This window comes from Micrococcus sp. iso_239 (assembly GCF_056173395.1).
Genome location: NZ_CM149672.1, coordinates 808762 through 825981 on the forward strand (window position 1 = coordinate 808762; position 17220 = coordinate 825981).

A 17220-nucleotide genomic window follows, 5' to 3' on the forward strand; every position below is an offset into this window, starting at 1 on the left:
GTGGCGCGGTGCTACTGTTGAGAACCGATTTCATGCACCGTCCCCGACACGAACGAGGTCGCCCCATGCTCCGCCGCCGTCGTCTGCCCGCCCTGACCGGGGCCCTCGCCGCGCTCACCCTGAGCCTGGCCGCGTGTGGCGGGACCAGCGGCGACTCCTCGGGTGCGCAGGCTGCTGCCGCCGGGTCTGGCTCGGCCGCGGGCGCGCCCGTGGCCGTCGCCACGACGACGCAGCTCGGCTCCGTGCTCGACCGCGTGGTCGCGTGCGCCGACGCCCGCAGCGCCACGGTGATGGGCCCCGGCGACGACCCGCACGACTTCTCCGCCTCGTCCGCGCAGGTGAAGGACATGGTCTCCTCCGGCCTCGTGTTCTCCAACGGCCTCGGCCTCGAGGGCGGCATGGAGTCCGCCCTCGCGAACGCGGAGGCGGACGGCGCGACCGTCGTCGAGGTGGCGCCCCAGCTGGATCCGCTGCCCTTCGGCGGCCATGACCACGCCGAGGAGGGGGCGGGCCACGAGGGCCACGACCACGGGTCCGAGGATCCGCACGTCTGGATGGACGTCGCCCGCATGGCGAGGGCCGCCGAGCTGATGGGCGACACGCTCGCCCAGGAGCGGGGTGACGAGAGGTTCGCCGAGTGCGGCGCGACCGTCCGCGGGGAACTCGAGCAGACGGACACGCAGGTCCGGGAGATCCTCGCCGGGGTCCCGGAGGACCGCCGCACGCTGGTCACGGACCACGACGCCTACGGCTACTTCAGCGACGCCTACGACTTCACCGTGTCCGGCGTCGTCGTCCCGGGCGGCTCCACCGACGGCGAGCCCTCCTCTCAGGAGATCGCCGAGCTCGCCCGGTCCATCCGTGACGGCGGCGCGGACGCCGTGATCACGTCCGTGGGCGCGCGCAACAGCCTCGTGGACACCGTGGCCGAGGAGGCCGGCAACCTGCCGGTCATCGAGGTCTACGAGAGCGGCGTCGGCCCGAAGGACACCCCGGAGGCGGACTACGCCGAGGCCATGCTCGCCAACGCCCGCACCCTCGCCGACGCGCTGGAGGGCTGAGGATGGACTGGCTGCTCGAACCCTTCCAGATGGGCTTCCAACAGCGCGCCCTCGTCGGCGGACTCATCGCGGTGGTGATGTGCTCGGTCGTGGGCACGTGGCTGGTGCTGCGCGGGATGAGCTTCTTCGGGGACGCGTTCGTGCACGGTGTCCTGCCGGGCATCGCCCTGGCGGTCGTCACCGGCGGCAGCCCCCACCTCGGTGCGGCGGTGGCCGCCGTCGTCATGATGGCGGGCATCTCACTGGTGCACCGGGCCACCACCCTCAAGGAGGACACGGCCATCGGCCTGCTCTTCGTGGGGATGATGGCCCTGGGCGTGGTGATCATCTCCAAGTCGGACTCCTACACGGGTTCGCTCACGTCGATCCTGTTCGGCGATGTGCTGGGTGTCAGCGTGGACGGCATCGTGACCCAGGCGGTCATCGCCGTCGTGGTGATCGCCCTGGCCCTGCTGCTCTACCGGCCCCTGCTGGCGCTGAGCTTCTCCGAGGTCAAGGCGCGCTCGCTGGGCATGCGACCGGGGCTGACGCACACGCTGCTGCTGGTGATGATCGGCGCGGCCGTGATCGGTTCGTTCCAGGCGGTGGGCACGGTGCTCGTGTTCGGTCTCCTCGTGGGACCGCCCGCGACGGCGGCGCTGCTGACGCGCAGCGTCCCCCAGATGATGCTCGTCTCCGTCGTGATCGGCGCGGCGTGCGTCGTCACCGGGCTCACCCTCAGCTACCGGCTGGGCACGGCGGGTTCGGCCACCATGGCGCTCATGCCGATCCTGCTGTTCTTCGTGGTGCTCGCCGTCCGCGCCGCCGTGCTGGCGCTCCTGGGCCGGCACGTGCGCTCGCGCGCGCAGCGTGAGCAGGAGACGCCGGTCGTGGCCCTGCCCGGAGCGGAGGTCGCCCGATGAACGCGTCCTTCCCCGCGGGCGCCGCGGCGGCCACGCCTCCCCTCGCGGTCGCCCGGGCGCTCGAACTGCGCCACGGCTCGCACGTGGCCGTCCGGCCCTCCGACTTCACCCTGCCGGCCCGGCGGCTGATCGCGGTGATCGGGCCCAACGGCTCCGGCAAGTCCACGCTGCTGACCGCCCTGGCGGGCCTGAGCGACCCGGCCTCCGGTGCGCTGGAGGTGCTCGGCGAGAACCCGCGGCGGCGCTCGCAGCGCACCTCCTTCGTGATGCAGTCCATCGGCGTGCCCCAGGGAGTGCCGGTGACGGTGCGCGACGTCGTCGGGATGGGCCGGTACCCCACGCTCGGGTGGTTCCGCCCGTTCCGGAAGCAGGACCGGGACATCGTGCGGGCCGCCATGGAGCGCATGCAGGTCGCGGACCTGGCGCGGCGGCACCTCGACCAGCTCTCCGGCGGCCAGCGCCAGCGCGCCTACGTGGCCCAGGGCCTCGCCCAGGACCACGACGTGCTGCTGCTCGACGAGCCGATGACGGGCCTCGACATCGTCTCCGCCCGCACGATCGACGACCTCCTCCACGAGGAGCCGACGCGCGGGGTGTCCGTGGTCTACACGACCCACGATCTCGACGAGGCTGCGGAGGCGGACCATGTGGTCCTGATGGGCGGGCGTGTCGTGGCCTCCGGCCCGCCGCGGAACGTGCTCACGGTCGAGAACCTGGACATCGCCTACGGCCGGGGCGCCCTGCACGGGCCCTCCAAGGCAGTCGAGGACCCGGCGGACTTCCTGGACGACCCCGCGGGCGGCATCCGCCACTGACCGGGGCCCGGCCCCGGGGTCAGGCCGCGCGGGTGCGCCCCTCGGCCCGGCAGCGGGCACAGACGCCGGTGATCTCCACCGTGTGGTCCGCGTCCGTGAAGCCGTGCTCCGCGGCGACGGCGGTGGCCCACGCCTCGACGTGGGGGGCGGTGACCTCGACGGTGGTCCAGCAGATCCGGCACACCAGGTGGTGATGGTGGCCCTCGTCCTCGCACCGGCGGTACACGGTCTCGCCGTCGTCGCGGCGGAGCATGTCCACGAGGCCGTCGTCGAGCTGCTGCTGCAGGGTCCGGTACACGGTGGCCAGCGAGACGCGTTCGCCCTGGTCCTGGAGGCGGGCATGGAGCTCCTGCGCGCTCACGAAGTCCGGGATGCGGTCCAGGGCTCGGTCGACGGCGGCCTTCTGCCGGGTCGCCCGGGGACGGGCGGCCCGGGGGCTGGGCTGGGGGGCGCTCACGGTGCTCACGACTCCTTCTGCGGCGGCTGCCGCCTCCTCCGCGCGGTCCGGAACAGGTCCGCGCGGGCCATCCTCCAGGTTATCAGCGGCGCCGAATGGGGCGTGGAGTAGGGTGTCCGGGTGCACAGCGAGAGCCCGGACCCATCCCCTGTCCCGGACCGCGACGGCGCCGCCCCCGATCGACCCGACCCGCTGATCGTCGTCGACGAGGGGCAGGGCCGCGTGGTCCCGGCGCCCACGGCGGCCCCGTCCTCGTCCCATGACGCCGGCGGCGACCCGGACGCGGACATCGACGGCGTCGACCCTGAGGCCGCCGAGCCGCCCACCCTGGTGACGGTGGACGTGCTGGCCGGCTGGCTCGGCCTGGCCCCCGTCGAGGACCTGCCGCCGGTGCCCGGGGGCCCGGCCTACGCCCAGCCGGGCCGATGCCGCCCGAACCGGGTGATCCTGCTCGACGTCCGGTTCCGGGCCACGGGGGGCGGGCCGGACCACGCCGCCTATCTCCAGGGCCATCTGCCCGGCGCCGTCTACGTCTCCCTGCCCAGCCAGCTCGCCGGCCACGCCGGTCCGGCGGCGGGGCGCCACCCCCTGCCGGACGCGCGCCAGTTCGCGGAGACCGTGCGGATGTGGGGGATCGACGAGGGGGACACCATCGTGGTCTACGACGACGACCACGGCCTGTCCGCCGCGCGCGCCTGGTGGCTGCTGCGCCACGCGGGGCTGCGGGACTCCGTGCTCCTGGACGGCGGCCTCGAGGCGTGGCGCGCCGCGGGCCTGCCCCTGCAGCCCGGTGAGGTCATCCCGGTGCCCGGCACCGCCCGGCCGTCGTGGGGCCGCATGCCCGTCGTGGACACGGCCGGCGCCGAGGCGATGGCCTCCGGCGGTCTGCTCCTCGACGCGCGGGCGGCCGAACGCTACCGCGGGGAGGTCGAGCCCTTCGACCCCGTGGCCGGGCACATCCCCGGGGCGCGGAACGTGCCCACGGCGGAGAGCATCGCCGAGGACGGCCGCCTGCGGCCCGCCGCAGAGCTGGCGGAGCGGTTCGACGCCGTCGGCGTGGACGACGCCACTCCCGTGGCCGTGTACTGCGGCTCGGGCATCACCGCGGCGCACGCCGTGCTCACCCTGGCCGTCGCGGGGCGACCCGGAGTGGCGCTCTACCCGGGTTCGTGGTCAGCATGGGTCCAGGACCCGTCCAACGCCGTCGCGGTCGGCCCCGAGCCCTACGGCGCGTCCGGCCGGGACTGACGAGCCCCGGGGCCCCGCCCCGCCGACCCCCAGGAGGACCCCCCATGGCCACCGTCTTCAGCAGGATCATCGCCGGCGAGCTGCCCGCCCGCTTCGTGTGGCAGGACCCGACGTGCGTCGCGTTCCTGTCCGCCGCGCCGCTCCAGCCGGGGCACACGCTCGTGGTGCCCCGTGAGGAGGTGGACGAATGGGTGGAGGTCGACCCGGCGCTGGTCACGCACCTGACGACGGTCGCCCAGCAGATCGGCAAGGCGCAGGTGGCGGCGTTCTCCGCCCGCCGGGCCGGGCTCATGATCGCCGGCTATGAGATCCCGCACCTGCACGTGCATGTGTGGCCCTCCACCTCGCTCGCCGACTTCGACCTGGCTCGCGTGGACAACGCCCCCGATCCGGCGGACCTGGACGACGCCGCCGCCCGCCTCCGCGCGGCCCTGCGGGACCTGGGCCACGGCGAGGTCGTCCCGCAGGACTGACGGCCCGCGCCGCCCGGGCCCGACTCAGGCGCGCGTGGCCCGGGCGAGCGCCTGACGCACCCGCTTCTCGGAGACCGAGACCGCCGTGCCCAGCTCCTGGGCGAAGAACGAGACGCGCAGCTCCTCGATGAGCCAGCGCACCCGCTCCAGCTCCGCGGGCACGGGCGTGCCCGCGAACCGGGCGCGGTGGGCCGCGACGGCGGCGTCGAACTCGTCCTCGAGCCCCTGCACCACCGCCATGTGCTGCCCGTCGCGCTGCAGGTGGCCGCCGGCGTCCAACCGGTCCAGGCGCGTCAGCATGCCCTGCAGGTAGCGCGGCAGGTGCTGCAGCCGCTCCCAGCCCGTGGTGGCCACGAAGCCGGGGAACACGAGCTGCTCGAGGTGTGCCTTCACGTCCGACAGCGCCGGCGCGAGGGCGAGCGAGACCGAGCCCTTGAGCCGGCGTCGCACCTGCGCGGCCCGGGAGAGCACCTGCTCCACCAGGGACGTGACGGCGAAGACCGTGTCGATCAGGTCGGCCCGCACCCGGTCGAACAGGGCGCGGAACGCGGCCTCGTCGAACGGCAGCTCGTCCCCGACGAGACGGTCGACGGCGGCCTGCGTGCAGTCCGCGACGAGGGAGTCCACCGAGCCGTGCGGATTCTGGGTGAAGGTGAGCTTCTCCCTGTTGTCCAGGTGGTCCAGCACGTAGCGCTGGGGGCTGGGCAGGGTGGCCAGCAGCAGCCGGATCACCCCGGCCCGGTGCCAGGCCGCCTGGTCCTCCGCGGACCGGGCCACGGTCAGGCCGGCCGCGGGGCCGCCGTCGGGCGTGGTCTCGGGCACCAGGCTCGGGTAGCCCGTGATGGCGGGGCCGCGCGCCCCGGCCGCGGTGGAGACGGTCTTCGGCACCGTGCCGATGCTCCATGAGGTCAGCCCGTGCCGCTCCTCGAAGGCCGGCGTCGCGCCGGACCGCCCGGGGCCCTCCGGGCGACGGCGTCCCTCGGCCCCGGCCCGCCCGTCGGCCTGGGCCCGGCCGCCGCGGCCCGTGCCGCGCGGCCCCGGCCGGGCCGAGGCGGGGTCGTCGGTGCCGGCGAGCCGGGCGGCGATCGCGGAGCGGTTGGCCTGCGCGAGCCGGGCCTGCAGCGCGGGCAGGTCCTGGCCGGCGCCCATCACGGCGCCGCGGGCGTCCACGACGCGGTAGTCCATCCGCAGGTGCAGGGGCACCGCGTCCGGGGCCCACAGTCCGGGCTCCACCACCACGCCGCGCACCCGGCGCACGGCCGCGGACAGCGCGTCCGGCAGCTCGTCCCGCAGCGGGTCGGCGTGGGCCTCGAGGTCCGCGACGAGCTGCTGGGCCACGTCCGGGGCGGGCACGAGGTTCTTGCGCACGGCCTTGGGCAACGCCTTGATGAGGGCGGTGACGAGCTCGACCCGCAGGCCGGGGACCAGCCACGCGAAGGGGCCGGGGGAGACCTGGTTGAGCAGCAGGATCGGCACGGCCACGGTCACGCCGTCGGTGCCGGCCGCGCCGGTCGGGTCGTACGTGTACTCGAGGTCGAGCTCCACGTCGCCGCCGGGCATCGGATACGTGAACGTGGTGGGGAACGCGTCGGTGTCCAGGTCCTCGGCGTCGGCGGTGAGCAGGGCGGCGACGTCGAGGTCCAGCAGGTCCGGCTGATCCTGGCGCGCCTTCTTCCACCACGCGTCGAAGTGCCGCTCGGAGACGACGTTTCCCGGGATCCGCGCGTCGTAGAAGGCGAACAGGTCCTCGTCCCCGATCCGCAGGTCGCGGCGGCGCAGGCGCGTCTCGAGGGCGTCGACCTCCTCGAGCGCGGCGCGGTTGCGGGCGAAGAACCGGTGGCGCGTGCGCCAGTCGCCCTCCACGAGGGCGTGCCGGATGAACAGCTCGCGGGAGAGCTCCGGGTCGATGCGGCCGTACCGGACCGAGCGGTCCGGGATCAGGGTGACGCCGAACAGCGTCACCTTCTCGCGCGCGACGACGGAGCCCGCCCGCCGCGACCAGTGCGGCTCGTTGTAGGCCCGCTTGACGAGGTGGCCGGCGACCTCCTCGGCCCACTCCGGCTCGATCCGGGCCACCGTGCGCGCCCACAGCCGTGAGGTCTCCACGAGCTCGGCGGCCATGACGAACGGGTGGCGCTTCTTGAACAGGGCGGAGCCGGGGAACACGGCGAAGCGGGTGCCGCGGGCGCCCGCGTACTCGCGACGGCGCTCGTCGTAGGCGCCGATCTGCGCGAGCAGGCCGGTGAGCAGGGACTTGTGCACCGCCTCGTGCCGGCCCACCGGGTCCACGGGTCCGGCCTCGACGGTGAGGCCCACGTCCTTGGCGAGCTGGCGCAGCTGGCGCACCAGGTCCTGCCACTCCTGCACGCGCAGCCAGTTGATGTGCTCACGGCGGCACAGCTTCCGGAACTGGGAGCCGGAGAGCTCCTTCTGCCGCTCGTGCAGGTAGGCCCAGAGGTTCAGGATCGCGGAGAAGTCCGAGTTCTCGTCCGCGAACCGGCGGTGCAGCTCGTCCGCGGCCTCGCGCTGCTCCGTGGGGCGCTCGCGGGGGTCCTGGATGGTCAGGGCCGCGGCGATCACCATGACCTCCCGGACGCAGCCGCGTTCACCGGCCTCGAGGATCATGCGGCCCAGCCGCGGGTCAACGGGCAGACGGGCCAGGCGGCGTCCGACCCGGGTGATGGTGCCGGCGCGGGCGCCGCCGGCCTCGAGCGCGCCGAGCTCGGTGAGCGTGGTGGCGCCGTCGGTGACCTGTCGGCCGTCCGGGGGCTGGACGAAGGGGAACTCCTTGACGTCGCCCGGGGTGCGGGCCACACCGAGGGACAGCATCTGCAGGATCACCGAGGCCAGGGAGGTGCGCAGGATCTCCGGGTCCGTGAACTCGGGGCGGGAGAGGTAGTCCTCCTCCGAGTACAGGCGGATCGCGATGCCGTCCGAGGTGCGGCCGGACCGGCCCGCGCGCTGGTTCGCGCTGGCCTGGGAGACACGCTCGATCGGCAGGCGCTGCACCTTGGTGCGGTGCGAGTACCGCGAGATGCGCGCGGTGCCCGTGTCGATCACGTACTTGATGCCCGGCACGGTCAGGGAGGTCTCGGCGACGTTCGTGGCCAGCACGATCCGCCGGCGCACCCCGGCCCCGGCGCGGCCGAACACGCGGTGCTGCTCCGCCATGGACAGGCGGCCGAACAGCGGCAGGATCTCCGTGCCGGCCAGGCGCGTGGTGCCGGCGACGACGCCGGTCAGGTGGTCCGCGGCCTCGCGGATCTCCCGCTCGCCCGGCAGGAACACGAGGATGTCACCCGGCGGCTCGGCGGCCAGCTCGAGGACGGCGTCGCCGATCGCGTCGAGGGGGTCGCGGGTCTCGGCGGCGTCGTCCGCATCGTCCTCGGGGTCGTCGGGGGAGGGCTCGTCGGTCAGCGGCCGGTAGCGGATCTCGACGGGGTAGGTGCGCCCCGAGACCTCGATGATCGGCGCCGGGACCACGCGGCCGCCGTCGTCGGCCTCCACCGCGTCCGCATGGTCCTCGCCCGCGGCCAGCGGCCGGCCGAAGTGCCGGGCGAAGCGCTCCGGGTCGATGGTGGCCGAGGTGATGATCACCTTCAGGTCCGGGCGCTGGGGCAGCAGGTTGCGCAGGTAGCCCAGGAGGAAGTCGATGTTGAGGCTGCGCTCGTGGGCCTCGTCCACGATGATCACGGAGTAGCGGCGCAGCTGCGGGTCGTGGGGGATCTCGGCCAGCAGGATGCCGTCCGTCATGACCTTGACCCGGGTGGCCTTCGAGGTCTGCGTCGTGAAGCGGACCTGGTAGCCGACCGTCTGCCCGATCTCCTCGCCCAGCTCCTGCGCGATGCGCTCGGCCACCGAGCGGGCGGCGATGCGCCGGGGCTGGGTGTGGCCGATCGAGCCGGCCTCCCCGAGCCCGAGGGCCAGGCACATCTTCGGCAGCTGCGTGGTCTTGCCCGAGCCGGTCTCGCCCGCGACGATCACCACCTGGTGGTCGCGGATCGCGGCCATGATCTCCTCACGGCGCTCCGCCACCGGCAGGTGTTCGGGGAACGTGATCGCGACGGCGTCGTGGGGCGTCGCCGACGGCTGCGCGGCGGGCGTGGAGGGCGGGGGAGTCTGCGTCATGACGGCCTCCATCCTAGGCGCGCGGGGGCCCGGGCCGACCCGGACGGGGCGAATCCGGGACGGACCTGGGACTGGGGCTGAGAGTCCGGATGTGATTCTCTGGAGCCCATGGACACGAACACCGTCTTCCTGTTGGCGGCGATCGGCCTCTATTTCCTCGCGATGATCGCGATCGGCCTGTACGCCTCCCGCAAGAACACCGACCTCGACGACTACATGCTCGCAGGACGCGACATGAAGCCGTCCGTCGCGGCGCTCTCCGCGGGTGCGTCCGACATGTCCGGCTGGCTCCTGATGGGCCTGCCCGGCGCGATCTACGCCGCGGGCCTGGTCGAGGGCTGGATGGCGGTCGGCCTGACCGTGGGCGCGTGGGTGAACTGGCGCGTGGTCGCCCCCCGCCTGCGCTCCTACACCGAGGTGGCCGGGAACTCGATCACGATCCCGTCCTTCCTCGAGAACCGATTCAAGGACCGCACGCACATCCTGCGGATCGTGGCCGGCCTGATCATCCTCGTGTTCTTCACCTTCTACGTGTCCTCGGGCATGGTGGCCGGCGGCAAGTTCGTCGAGTCCACCTTCGGCCCCGACTCCTTCTACGCCCAGGGCATCAGCATCAACTACCTCACCGGCATGCTCGTGGTCGCGGGCATCACGGTGCTCTACACCCTGTTCGGCGGCTTCCTCGGCGCCTCGCTGACGGACGTGGCCCAGGGCATCCTCATGTTCCTCTCCCTGCTGGCCGTCCCCATCGTCGTGATCCTGACCATGGGCGGCTGGGACGCCGTCGTCGAGGGCATCCGCGCCGCCGACGCCGCCGGCGGCGGAGTGAACCACTTCTCGATGTTCGAGAACGCAACGCTGATCGGCGTCCTGTCCTCCCTCGCCTGGGGCCTGGGCTACTTCGGCCAGCCGCACATCATCGTCCGCTTCATGGCTCTGCGCACCCCGCACGACGCGGCCGTCGCCCGGCGCGTCGGCATCGGCTGGATGGCGCTGTCCGTGTTCGGTGCCGTGATGGTGGCCCTCGTGGGCATCGCCTACTTCCAGGCCAACCCCGGCACCACGCTCGAGGACCCGGAGACCGTGTTCCTGGTGCTGGCCTCGATCATGTTCCACCCGTTCGTGGCCGGCCTGGTGCTGGCCGCCGTCCTCGCCGCGATCATGTCCACGCTCTCCTCGCAGCTGATCGTGTGCTCCTCCGCCCTGGTGGAGGACCTCTACATGCTGCGCGGGCGCACCGGTTCCCCGACGTTCACCCTGTGGCTCGGCCGCATCGGCGTGCTGGTGGTGGCGCTCGTGGCGGGGCTGCTCGCCCTCGACCCGGACTCCTCCGTGCTCGAGCTCGTCTCCTTCGCGTGGGCCGGCTTCGGCGCCGCCTTCGGCCCTGTGATCCTGCTCGCCCTGTACTGGCCGCGGTTCACCTCGTGGGGGGCGATGGCCGCCATGGTCACCGGCGCCGCCGTCGCCTGGGTGTGGTCCGAGGCCAGTGCCGAGACGTGGGAGTGGTTCGGCCTGTACGAGCTGCTGCCGGGCTTCGTCGCCGCCTTCGTGGTGGGTGTGGTGGTGTCCCTCGTGACCCAGCGCTCGCGCCGGGTGCAGCGGCGGATCGACGCCGAGTTCACCGGCGCGATCGACATCGTGGCCGGCCGCGAGCCGGACCCGGACGTGGCCCCGGCCGCCATGACGCGCGACGCCGCCGGGGGCTCGACCGCAGCCGCCGCGGATCCGCGCGCGCAGGCGTGAGGCTCTTCCTCGCGATCCGTCCGCCGAGGGCCGCGCTCGACCACCTCGAGCCGGCCCTCGACGGCGTCCGGGACCGGGCCGGACGCGCGCTGTGCTGGACCGAGCCGGAGCAGCGGCACCTGACGCTGGCGTTCCACCCGGAGGTGCCCGCCGGCGCCGTGGACGACGTCGTCGCCGTCGCCGGCCGCATCGCGGCGGGACATGGCCCGCTGGACCTGCACCTGGCCGGAGCGGGGGAGTTCTCGCACCGCACGCTCTGGGTGGGGGTGGGTGGGCAGGTCCGGGAGCTCGGCGCGCTCCTGGCGGAGCCCTGGCTCGCCGACGACGACGGCCGGGACCGCCGGCGCGCCCACCTCACCGTGGCGCCGGTCTCGGGGGCCGCGCTCCGACCTCGGGGTCGGAGGCGGGGCGAGCCCCGTCCGCCGGCGCCGGCCACCGTCCTGCTGGCCGAGGCCGTGCGCGCGCTCGCCGTGTACCGCGGGCCGGAGTGGACCGCCGACGAGGTCGAGGTCGTGGCGTCCCGGCTCGGCGAGGGCCGGTCCGGCGGGCCGCTGCACGAGGTGCTGGCGACCGTCCCGCTGCGCGGCTGAGGGGCCGACGGGCCGGCCGGAGCGGGAGACCCGCCGGGCCGACCCGGCCCCGGGTCAGCCCTCCAGCGGGCCCTGCACCGCGTACAGGCGCTTGTTGGCGAACTCGTCCACGGCCATGGGGCCGAGCTCGCGGCCGAAGCCCGAGCGCTTCACGCCGCCGAAGGGCAGGTTCGCGCCGGCGGCGGAGGCGAGGTTCACGTTCGCCATGCCCACCTCGAGCTGGTCGGCCACGCGCTTGGCCTCGTCCAGGTCCGTGGAGAAGACGGCGCCGCCGAGACCGTACTGGGAGTCGTTGGCCAGGGCCACGGCCTCCTCGGCCGAGGACACCTTGTACACCACGGCGGCCATGCCGAACAGCTCCTGCGTGTAGGCGGGGTTCTCCTGGTCCACGTCCGTGATCACGGCCGGGGAGACGTAGAAGCCCTCGCCCTCGGGGCCGGAGACGCGCTCGCCGCCCACGTGGACGGTGGCGCCGGCCTCCTTGGCCGCGGCGATCTGCTCGGCGAGCCCGTCGGCCGCGGACTCGGAGGACAGCGGGCCGTAGACGTCGGCGTCACGCGAGGTCGGGTCACCGGGCTTCATCGCCGAGGAGCGCTGGACCAGCTCGTCCACGAAGTCGTCGTAGAGGTCCTCCATGACGATCATGCGCTTGTTCGAGTTGCAGGCCTGGCCCCAGTTGCCCATCCGGGTGGCCAGTGCGTCGCGGGCGGCGGCGCGGGCGTCCGGCGCGGAGAGCACGATGTACGGATCGGAGCCGCCGAGCTCGAGGACGACCTTCTTGAGGTGCCGGCCGGCCTGCTCGGCGACGGCGGCGCCGGCCCGCTCCGAACCGGTGAGGGACACGCCCTGCACGCGCGGATCGGCGATGATCGTGGAGATCTGGTCGTGGGTGGCGAACACGTTCTGGTACACGCCCTCCGGCAGTCCGGCCTCGGTGAAGAGCTCTTCCAGCAGCTGCGCCACCTGGGGGTTGATCTCGGCGTGCTTGAGCAGGATGGTGTTGCCGAGCATGAGGTTCGGCGCCACGAAACGGGCCACCTGGTACACCGGGAAGTTCCACGGCATGATCCCCAGCAGCGGGCCGATCGGCAGCCGCTGGACGAACGCCTCCTGCCCGGAGAACTGCTTGATCGGCTGGTCCGCGAGCAGCTCCTCGGCCTCGTCCGCGTAGTACCCGAAGATCTGGGCGCTGTAGCGCACCTCGCCGACCGCCGCGCCGAGGGACTTGCCCATCTCCGTGGTGATCACCGCGGCGATGTCCTTGGACCGCTCGGCCAGCAGCTCGGAGATCCGCTTCACGACGGCGGCGCGCTCGGCCACCGACTTCCGGGACCACTGCTCGTAGGCGGCCTGCGAGGCGTCGAGGGCGTCGGCGATCTGCTGATCCGTGGCGTTGTCGAAGGACTTCAGCAGCTCCCCGGTGGCCGGGTTGATTGTGCGGTAGCCCTGAGAGGCGGAGGTGGTGGTCATCAGTCGTCACCCTTTCGTGTGGACGTCCTGCGTTGAGTTCCCCATCCTGCCGGAGGCCCCCGCTCACTCCCAGATCCCGGACGCCCCTCTTCGCCACGAGCCGAGAAGGTGGGTGTCCACGATCCCGGCGGCCTCCAGCAGGGCGAAGCAAGTGGTCGGCCCCACGAATCGGCAGCCATGCGCCTTCAGCGCCCTCGCGAGCGCGCGCGACTCGTCCGAGGTCGAGGGGACCTGCGCCACCGTCTCCGGCCGTGGGGTCGCGGCAGGCTGGTGAGCCCAGACCAGCCCCGGCAGGCCGGTGGCGGGACGGTCGCCGTCGCCGTGCCAGGCGGGGCCCGCGCCGGGGGAGCCCGGGTGCAGCGGGGCGAACCGCTCGCCGCGCATCCCGACGACGGCTTGTGCGTTCGCGACCGCGGCCTCGATCTTGCGCCGGTTCCGGATGATGCCGGGGTCCGCCAGCAGTGCCTCGACCTCCGCGTCCCCGAACGCCGCGACGGCGTCCGGGTCGAAGCCCGCGAACACCTCCCGGAACCGCGGCCGCTTGGCCAGGACGGTCCGCCAGCTCAGGCCCGACTGGAACGCCTCGAGCACGAGGCGCTCGAACAGGCCCCGCTCGTCCGTGACGGGCAGGCCCCACTCCGTGTCGTAGTACTCCCGCAGCAGCGGATCCCGTGCCGCCCACGGCGGGCGGGCCCGCCCGTCCTCACCCACGACGACGCCACTCGGCGGCGCCTGTCGCCCGTCGGCCGGTGGATCCTCGGCGAGGGTGGAGACGGGGGCGGGGAGGCCGTCGTCGGCGTGGTGCGCGCTCATGCACCCGAGCCTAAGAGCGGCCCCGGACATCCGGAGCCGGAACGCGACGCCCGGGGACGCAACGCCGTCTGCGGACACCTGTGCAGGAGGCGCGGCCGGACCTCGTCACTCGAGCCGCCCGGCCCGCAGCGGCACGTGCGGCGAGGGGGGGAGATGCTGGGGGCGACCGCGGTCGGGGCCACGCCAGCCGGGAGCGCGCCCAGGGCAGGCCGACCGGCGAGGGCAGGCTCGCGCCGCGCGCGGGGGAGGTGCTCAAGGCCGGCACCCTGGCCCCCGCGCCGCGGCACGGGCCGCTCAGTCCCTCGCGAGCACCGCGTCCCCCTCGGGCCGGCGCAGACTCGGCTCGGGCAGGTACACGGACCCGCCGGCGGCCCGGAACTCCGCGGACTTGGCGGCCATGCCGGCCTCGGCGATCCGCGCCTGCTCGGACGCGCCGCCGAATTCGCTGCGGATGTCCTGGCTGATGCGCATGGAGCAGAACTTCGGCCCGCACATCGAGCAGAAGTGGGCGGTCTTGGCGGGCTCGGCCGGCAGCGTCTCGTCGTGGTACTCCTCGGCGAGCTGCGGGTCCAGGCCGAGGCCGAACTGGTCGCGCCAGCGGAACTCGAAGCGCGCCTTGGACAGGGCGTCGTCGCGGTCGCGGGCGCCGGGGTGGCCCTTGGCGACGTCGGCGGCGTGCGCGGCGATCTTGTAGGTGATCACACCCGTCTTCACGTCGTCCCGGTTCGGCAGGCCCAGGTGCTCCTTGGGCGTGACGTAGCAGAGCATCGCGGTGCCGTAGCGGGCGATCTCGGTGGCGCCGATGGCCGAGGTGATGTGGTCGTACGCCGGGGCGATGTCCGTGACGAGGGGGCCGAGCGTGTAGAACGGGGCGCCCTTGCACAGCTCCTGCTGGCGCTCCACGTTCTCCCGCACCAGGTGCAGCGGGATATGGCCGGGGCCCTCCACCATGACCTGGACGTCGTACGCCCACGCCCGCTCCGTCAGCTCGGCCAGCGTGTCGAGCTCGGCGAACTGGGCGGCGTCGTTGGCGTCGGCCACGGAGCCCGGCCGCAGGCCGTCGCCCAGGGAGAACGCGACGTCGTAGCGCGCGAAGATCTCGCAGAGCTCGTCGTAGTTCTCGTAGAGGAAGTTCTCCTTGTGGTGGCCCAGGCACCAGCCGGCCATGATCGAGCCGCCGCGGGAGACGATGCCGGTCACGCGGTCCGCGGACAGCGGCACGTGGCGCAGCAGCACGCCGGCGTGCACGGTCATGTAGTCCACGCCCTGCTCGCACTGCTCGATCACGGTGTCGCGGAAGATCTCCCAGGTCAGGGCCTGGTGGTCGCCGCCGACCTTCTCGAGGGCCTGGTAGATCGGCACGGTGCCGATCGGCACGGGGGAGTTGCGCAGGATCCACTCGCGGGTGGTGTGGATGTCGTCGCCCGTGGACAGGTCCATCACGGTGTCCGCGCCCCAGCGGGTGGCCCACTGCAGCTTCGAGACCTCCTCGGCGATCGACGACGTCACCGCCGAGTTGCCGATGTTCGCGTTGACCTTCACGGCGAACGCCTTGCCGATGATCATCGGCTCCGACTCGGGGTGGTTCACGTTCGCCGGGATGATGGCGCGGCCGGCCGCGACCTCGGAGCGCACCAGCTCCACGTCCACGCCCTCGCGCAGGGCGACGTAGCGCATCTCCGGGGTGATCTCGCCGCGCCGGGCGTAGTGCATCTGGGTGACGCGCGCGCCCTCCTTGGCGCGCAGCGGGGGGCGGCGCTCGCCGGCCCACTCCTGTGAGGCGGCGCCGCGGCGCACGGCCGAGCGGCCGTCGTCGAGCAGGTCGCGCTCGCGGCCCTCGTACTCCTCGACGTCGCCGCGGGCGCGGATCCACTCGGCGCGCTGGGCCGGCAGGCCGCGCTCGGGCACGGAGCCCGGGCCCATGGTGCGGTAGACGGTCAGGGGCGCGTTGGGCGTGCCGTCGGGGGAGTCGTCCTGGTGGACCTCGGTGACGGGCACGCGGATGCCGTGCTCGGCGTCCTCGAGCCATCCCAGACGGTGCGTGGGGTAGTTCTCCTCGGCGACGACCTCGGCCGTCGACTCGGCTGCGGGCAGGGGGGTGCGCTCGGAAACGGACATGGCCGCTGCTCCTTCTTCCTTCGCCGGAATGACCCGGACAGGTTCAGACGGTCTCCGGGCGGCGTCAGCCCGGTCTCAGCCCCGTGCCGTGGGGCTCCCGTGGGATGCGAGCGACCCTAGCACGTCCCCCGCGGCGCCTCACCGTCCGCCGTCCGGCCATGCGGCCGGGCGCTCAGGCGCGCGCCGCGCGGGCCGCCCGGCGGCGTACCGTGGAGCGCTCGACGATCCACGTCACGACCAGCATCACGATGATGACGAGGCCGGCGTAGCCGAGGACGGGGTAGACGGTGCCCACGAGGTCGGAGAAGCCGACGCTCGAGAGCAGGGTGGCGGCCAGGGCCGTGACGACGGCGATGACCCAGCCCGGCACGCGGCGCATCGAGGACAGCAGGGCGATGCGCTCCACCCCGCCGTACAGGCACGAGACCGCCGTCGTGAACTGCGCCAGCAGCAGGACGACCGTGTACAGCAGGGCGGCCCAGCCGCCGATCATCGCGGCCAGCTCGACCATGGGCAGCTCGGCGCGGCCGATCAGCTGGGCGTGGGCGGTCATCGCGGCCATCACCGCGCCGGCCATCACCACGAGGCCCAGGGCCCCGAGCCCGGCCCCGGCGACGAGGGAGCGGCCCGACGAGGAGCTCTCCTCGCCGATCGGGGCGAGCACCGCGTAGGCCAGCTGGATGTTGAAGGCCACGTACAGCACGCCCGAGAGCCACCACTGGTTGATCAGCGGGGACGAGGTCACGAGCGCGGCGACGTCGTCCACCGCGGCCCCCGGGTTCGCCAACCCCCACACCGCGACGCCGACGGCGACCACGATGATCAGGGGGACCACCACGGCCTGGACGCGCACGAGGCCCGTGATGCCGGCCAGCACCGAGACCACGCAGACGGTGGCCATCACCAGCGAGCCCACGAGCGAGGGCAGCCCGAACGCGGTGTGCACCGCCGCCCCGGCCCCGGCCAGCATGATCACCAGCGTCCCCAGCAGGGACGTGGTGATGGACAGGTCCGCGAACCAGGTGGGCACGCGCGACGTCGTGGGGTTCACGATCCGGTGGATGTCCGTGGTCCGCAGCTTCTGCGCCAGCCGCAGCACGATCACCGCGAGCAGGAAGAACAGCGCGCCGGCGATCACGAGCGCCCCCGTGCCGCCCCAGAGGCCGAAGCTCACGAAGTACTGCAGGATCTCGTTGCCCGAGGCGTACCCGGCGCCGATGGTGGTGCCGATGAACGTGGCGGCGATCCCGAGCGGGGAGGTCGGCCGCAGCGGCGCCGACTCCTCGGCTCGGCCGGGGTGCGCGGGAGAGCTCTCTGTGACGTGGGACATGCGACTACATTCTCATGGGCGGGATCGGCCCGGCCCGGGCGGCCGATCCGCCCCGACCCGAAGGAGCCCCCG

At 73.6% G+C, this 17220-nt stretch carries 13 protein-coding genes; 7 read left to right on the forward strand and 6 right to left on the reverse strand.

What is annotated here, in order from left to right; translation table 11 throughout:
- The first annotated feature begins 65 nt into the window (after positions 1-65).
- Genes AC0VX2_RS03775 through AC0VX2_RS03785 form a run of 3 tightly spaced genes read left to right on the forward strand, consistent with a single transcriptional unit; the run spans position 66 to position 2778 of the window.
- Positions 66-1061 carry a metal ABC transporter substrate-binding protein gene (locus tag AC0VX2_RS03775; RefSeq protein WP_095346575.1) on the forward strand — a complete coding sequence of 332 codons (996 nt, stop codon included), beginning with the start codon at positions 66-68 and terminating at the stop codon, positions 1059-1061.
- A 2-nt stretch (positions 1062-1063) separates the two neighbouring features.
- The gene (locus tag AC0VX2_RS03780) at positions 1064-1963 is read left to right on the forward strand and encodes a metal ABC transporter permease (RefSeq protein ID WP_036337769.1); all 900 of its coding nucleotides are present in this window, start codon (positions 1064-1066) and stop codon (positions 1961-1963) included.
- A complete protein-coding gene (locus tag AC0VX2_RS03785) occupies positions 1960-2778 on the forward strand; it encodes a metal ABC transporter ATP-binding protein (protein ID WP_044659228.1) in 819 nt (272 codons plus the stop codon). The genes AC0VX2_RS03780 and AC0VX2_RS03785 overlap by 4 nt, the downstream gene beginning before the upstream one ends.
- Before the next feature lie 19 nt (positions 2779-2797).
- Here the strand turns inward: AC0VX2_RS03785 and AC0VX2_RS03790 are convergent, their stop codons facing one another.
- Complete coding sequence (locus AC0VX2_RS03790; RefSeq protein WP_036337773.1) at positions 2798-3244, reverse strand: Fur family transcriptional regulator; 447 nt, start codon at positions 3242-3244, stop codon at positions 2798-2800.
- 111 nt (positions 3245-3355) lie between these two features.
- On the opposite strand from AC0VX2_RS03790, the gene AC0VX2_RS03795 reads away from it, so the two are divergent.
- The gene (locus tag AC0VX2_RS03795) at positions 3356-4483 is read left to right on the forward strand and encodes a sulfurtransferase (protein ID WP_044659227.1); all 1128 of its coding nucleotides are present in this window, start codon (positions 3356-3358) and stop codon (positions 4481-4483) included.
- Between the two features lie 44 nt (positions 4484-4527).
- Entirely contained in the window at positions 4528-4956 is a 429-nt protein-coding gene (locus tag AC0VX2_RS03800; RefSeq protein ID WP_044659226.1) for an HIT family protein, read from the forward strand.
- Positions 4957-4980: 24 nt separating this feature from the next.
- On the opposite strand, the gene hrpA is transcribed toward AC0VX2_RS03800, so the two are convergent.
- Positions 4981-9084 carry an ATP-dependent RNA helicase HrpA gene (hrpA, locus tag AC0VX2_RS03805; RefSeq protein WP_170720971.1) on the reverse strand — a complete coding sequence of 1368 codons (4104 nt, stop codon included), beginning with the start codon at positions 9082-9084 and terminating at the stop codon, positions 4981-4983.
- A 108-nt stretch (positions 9085-9192) separates the two neighbouring features.
- Between hrpA and putP the strand changes: the two genes are divergently transcribed.
- Together putP and AC0VX2_RS03815 are read left to right on the forward strand one after the other, a co-directional pair.
- Positions 9193-10827: a sodium/proline symporter PutP gene (putP, locus tag AC0VX2_RS03810; protein WP_069941953.1), complete on the forward strand. Its 1635-nt coding sequence runs from the start codon at positions 9193-9195 to the stop codon at positions 10825-10827.
- Entirely contained in the window at positions 10824-11417 is a 594-nt protein-coding gene (locus AC0VX2_RS03815; RefSeq protein WP_049147185.1) for a 2'-5' RNA ligase family protein, read from the forward strand. Before putP ends, AC0VX2_RS03815 begins: the two co-directional genes overlap by 4 nt.
- Before the next feature lie 54 nt (positions 11418-11471).
- Here the strand turns inward: AC0VX2_RS03815 and AC0VX2_RS03820 are convergent, their stop codons facing one another.
- The 4 genes from AC0VX2_RS03820 to AC0VX2_RS03835 all read right to left on the reverse strand — a co-directional run bounded on the left by AC0VX2_RS03820 (position 11472) and on the right by AC0VX2_RS03835 (position 17148).
- Positions 11472-12887, reverse strand: a complete 1416-nt coding sequence (locus AC0VX2_RS03820; RefSeq protein WP_063190325.1) for an NAD-dependent succinate-semialdehyde dehydrogenase — start codon at positions 12885-12887, stop codon at positions 11472-11474.
- Between the two features lie 63 nt (positions 12888-12950).
- The gene (locus AC0VX2_RS03825) at positions 12951-13700 is read right to left on the reverse strand and encodes a DNA-3-methyladenine glycosylase I (protein WP_063190326.1); all 750 of its coding nucleotides are present in this window, start codon (positions 13698-13700) and stop codon (positions 12951-12953) included.
- A 294-nt stretch (positions 13701-13994) separates the two neighbouring features.
- Positions 13995-15818 (reverse strand): phosphomethylpyrimidine synthase ThiC, encoded by a 1824-nt coding sequence (gene thiC, locus AC0VX2_RS03830; RefSeq protein WP_078026017.1) that lies wholly within the window; start codon positions 15816-15818, stop codon positions 13995-13997.
- 172 nt (positions 15819-15990) lie between these two features.
- The gene (locus AC0VX2_RS03835) at positions 15991-17148 is read right to left on the reverse strand and encodes a YkvI family membrane protein (protein ID WP_044659217.1); all 1158 of its coding nucleotides are present in this window, start codon (positions 17146-17148) and stop codon (positions 15991-15993) included.
- Positions 17149-17220 lie beyond the last annotated feature (72 nt).

Coding starts and splice junctions, on each gene's coding strand:
- AC0VX2_RS03775 (WP_095346575.1), top strand. CDS start 66: ATGCTCCGCCGCCGTCGTCTGCCCGCCCTGACCGGGGCCCTCGCCGCG.
- AC0VX2_RS03780 (WP_036337769.1), top strand. CDS start 1,064: ATGGACTGGCTGCTCGAACCCTTCCAGATGGGCTTCCAACAGCGCGCC.
- AC0VX2_RS03785 (WP_044659228.1), top strand. CDS start 1,960: ATGAACGCGTCCTTCCCCGCGGGCGCCGCGGCGGCCACGCCTCCCCTC.
- AC0VX2_RS03800 (WP_044659226.1), top strand. CDS start 4,528: ATGGCCACCGTCTTCAGCAGGATCATCGCCGGCGAGCTGCCCGCCCGC.
- hrpA (WP_170720971.1), bottom strand. CDS start 9,084: ATGACGCAGACTCCCCCGCCCTCCACGCCCGCCGCGCAGCCGTCGGCG.
- putP (WP_069941953.1), top strand. CDS start 9,193: ATGGACACGAACACCGTCTTCCTGTTGGCGGCGATCGGCCTCTATTTC.
- AC0VX2_RS03820 (WP_063190325.1), bottom strand. CDS start 12,887: ATGACCACCACCTCCGCCTCTCAGGGCTACCGCACAATCAACCCGGCC.
- AC0VX2_RS03825 (WP_063190326.1), bottom strand. CDS start 13,700: ATGAGCGCGCACCACGCCGACGACGGCCTCCCCGCCCCCGTCTCCACC.
- thiC (WP_078026017.1), bottom strand. CDS start 15,818: ATGTCCGTTTCCGAGCGCACCCCCCTGCCCGCAGCCGAGTCGACGGCC.
- AC0VX2_RS03835 (WP_044659217.1), bottom strand. CDS start 17,148: ATGTCCCACGTCACAGAGAGCTCTCCCGCGCACCCCGGCCGAGCCGAG.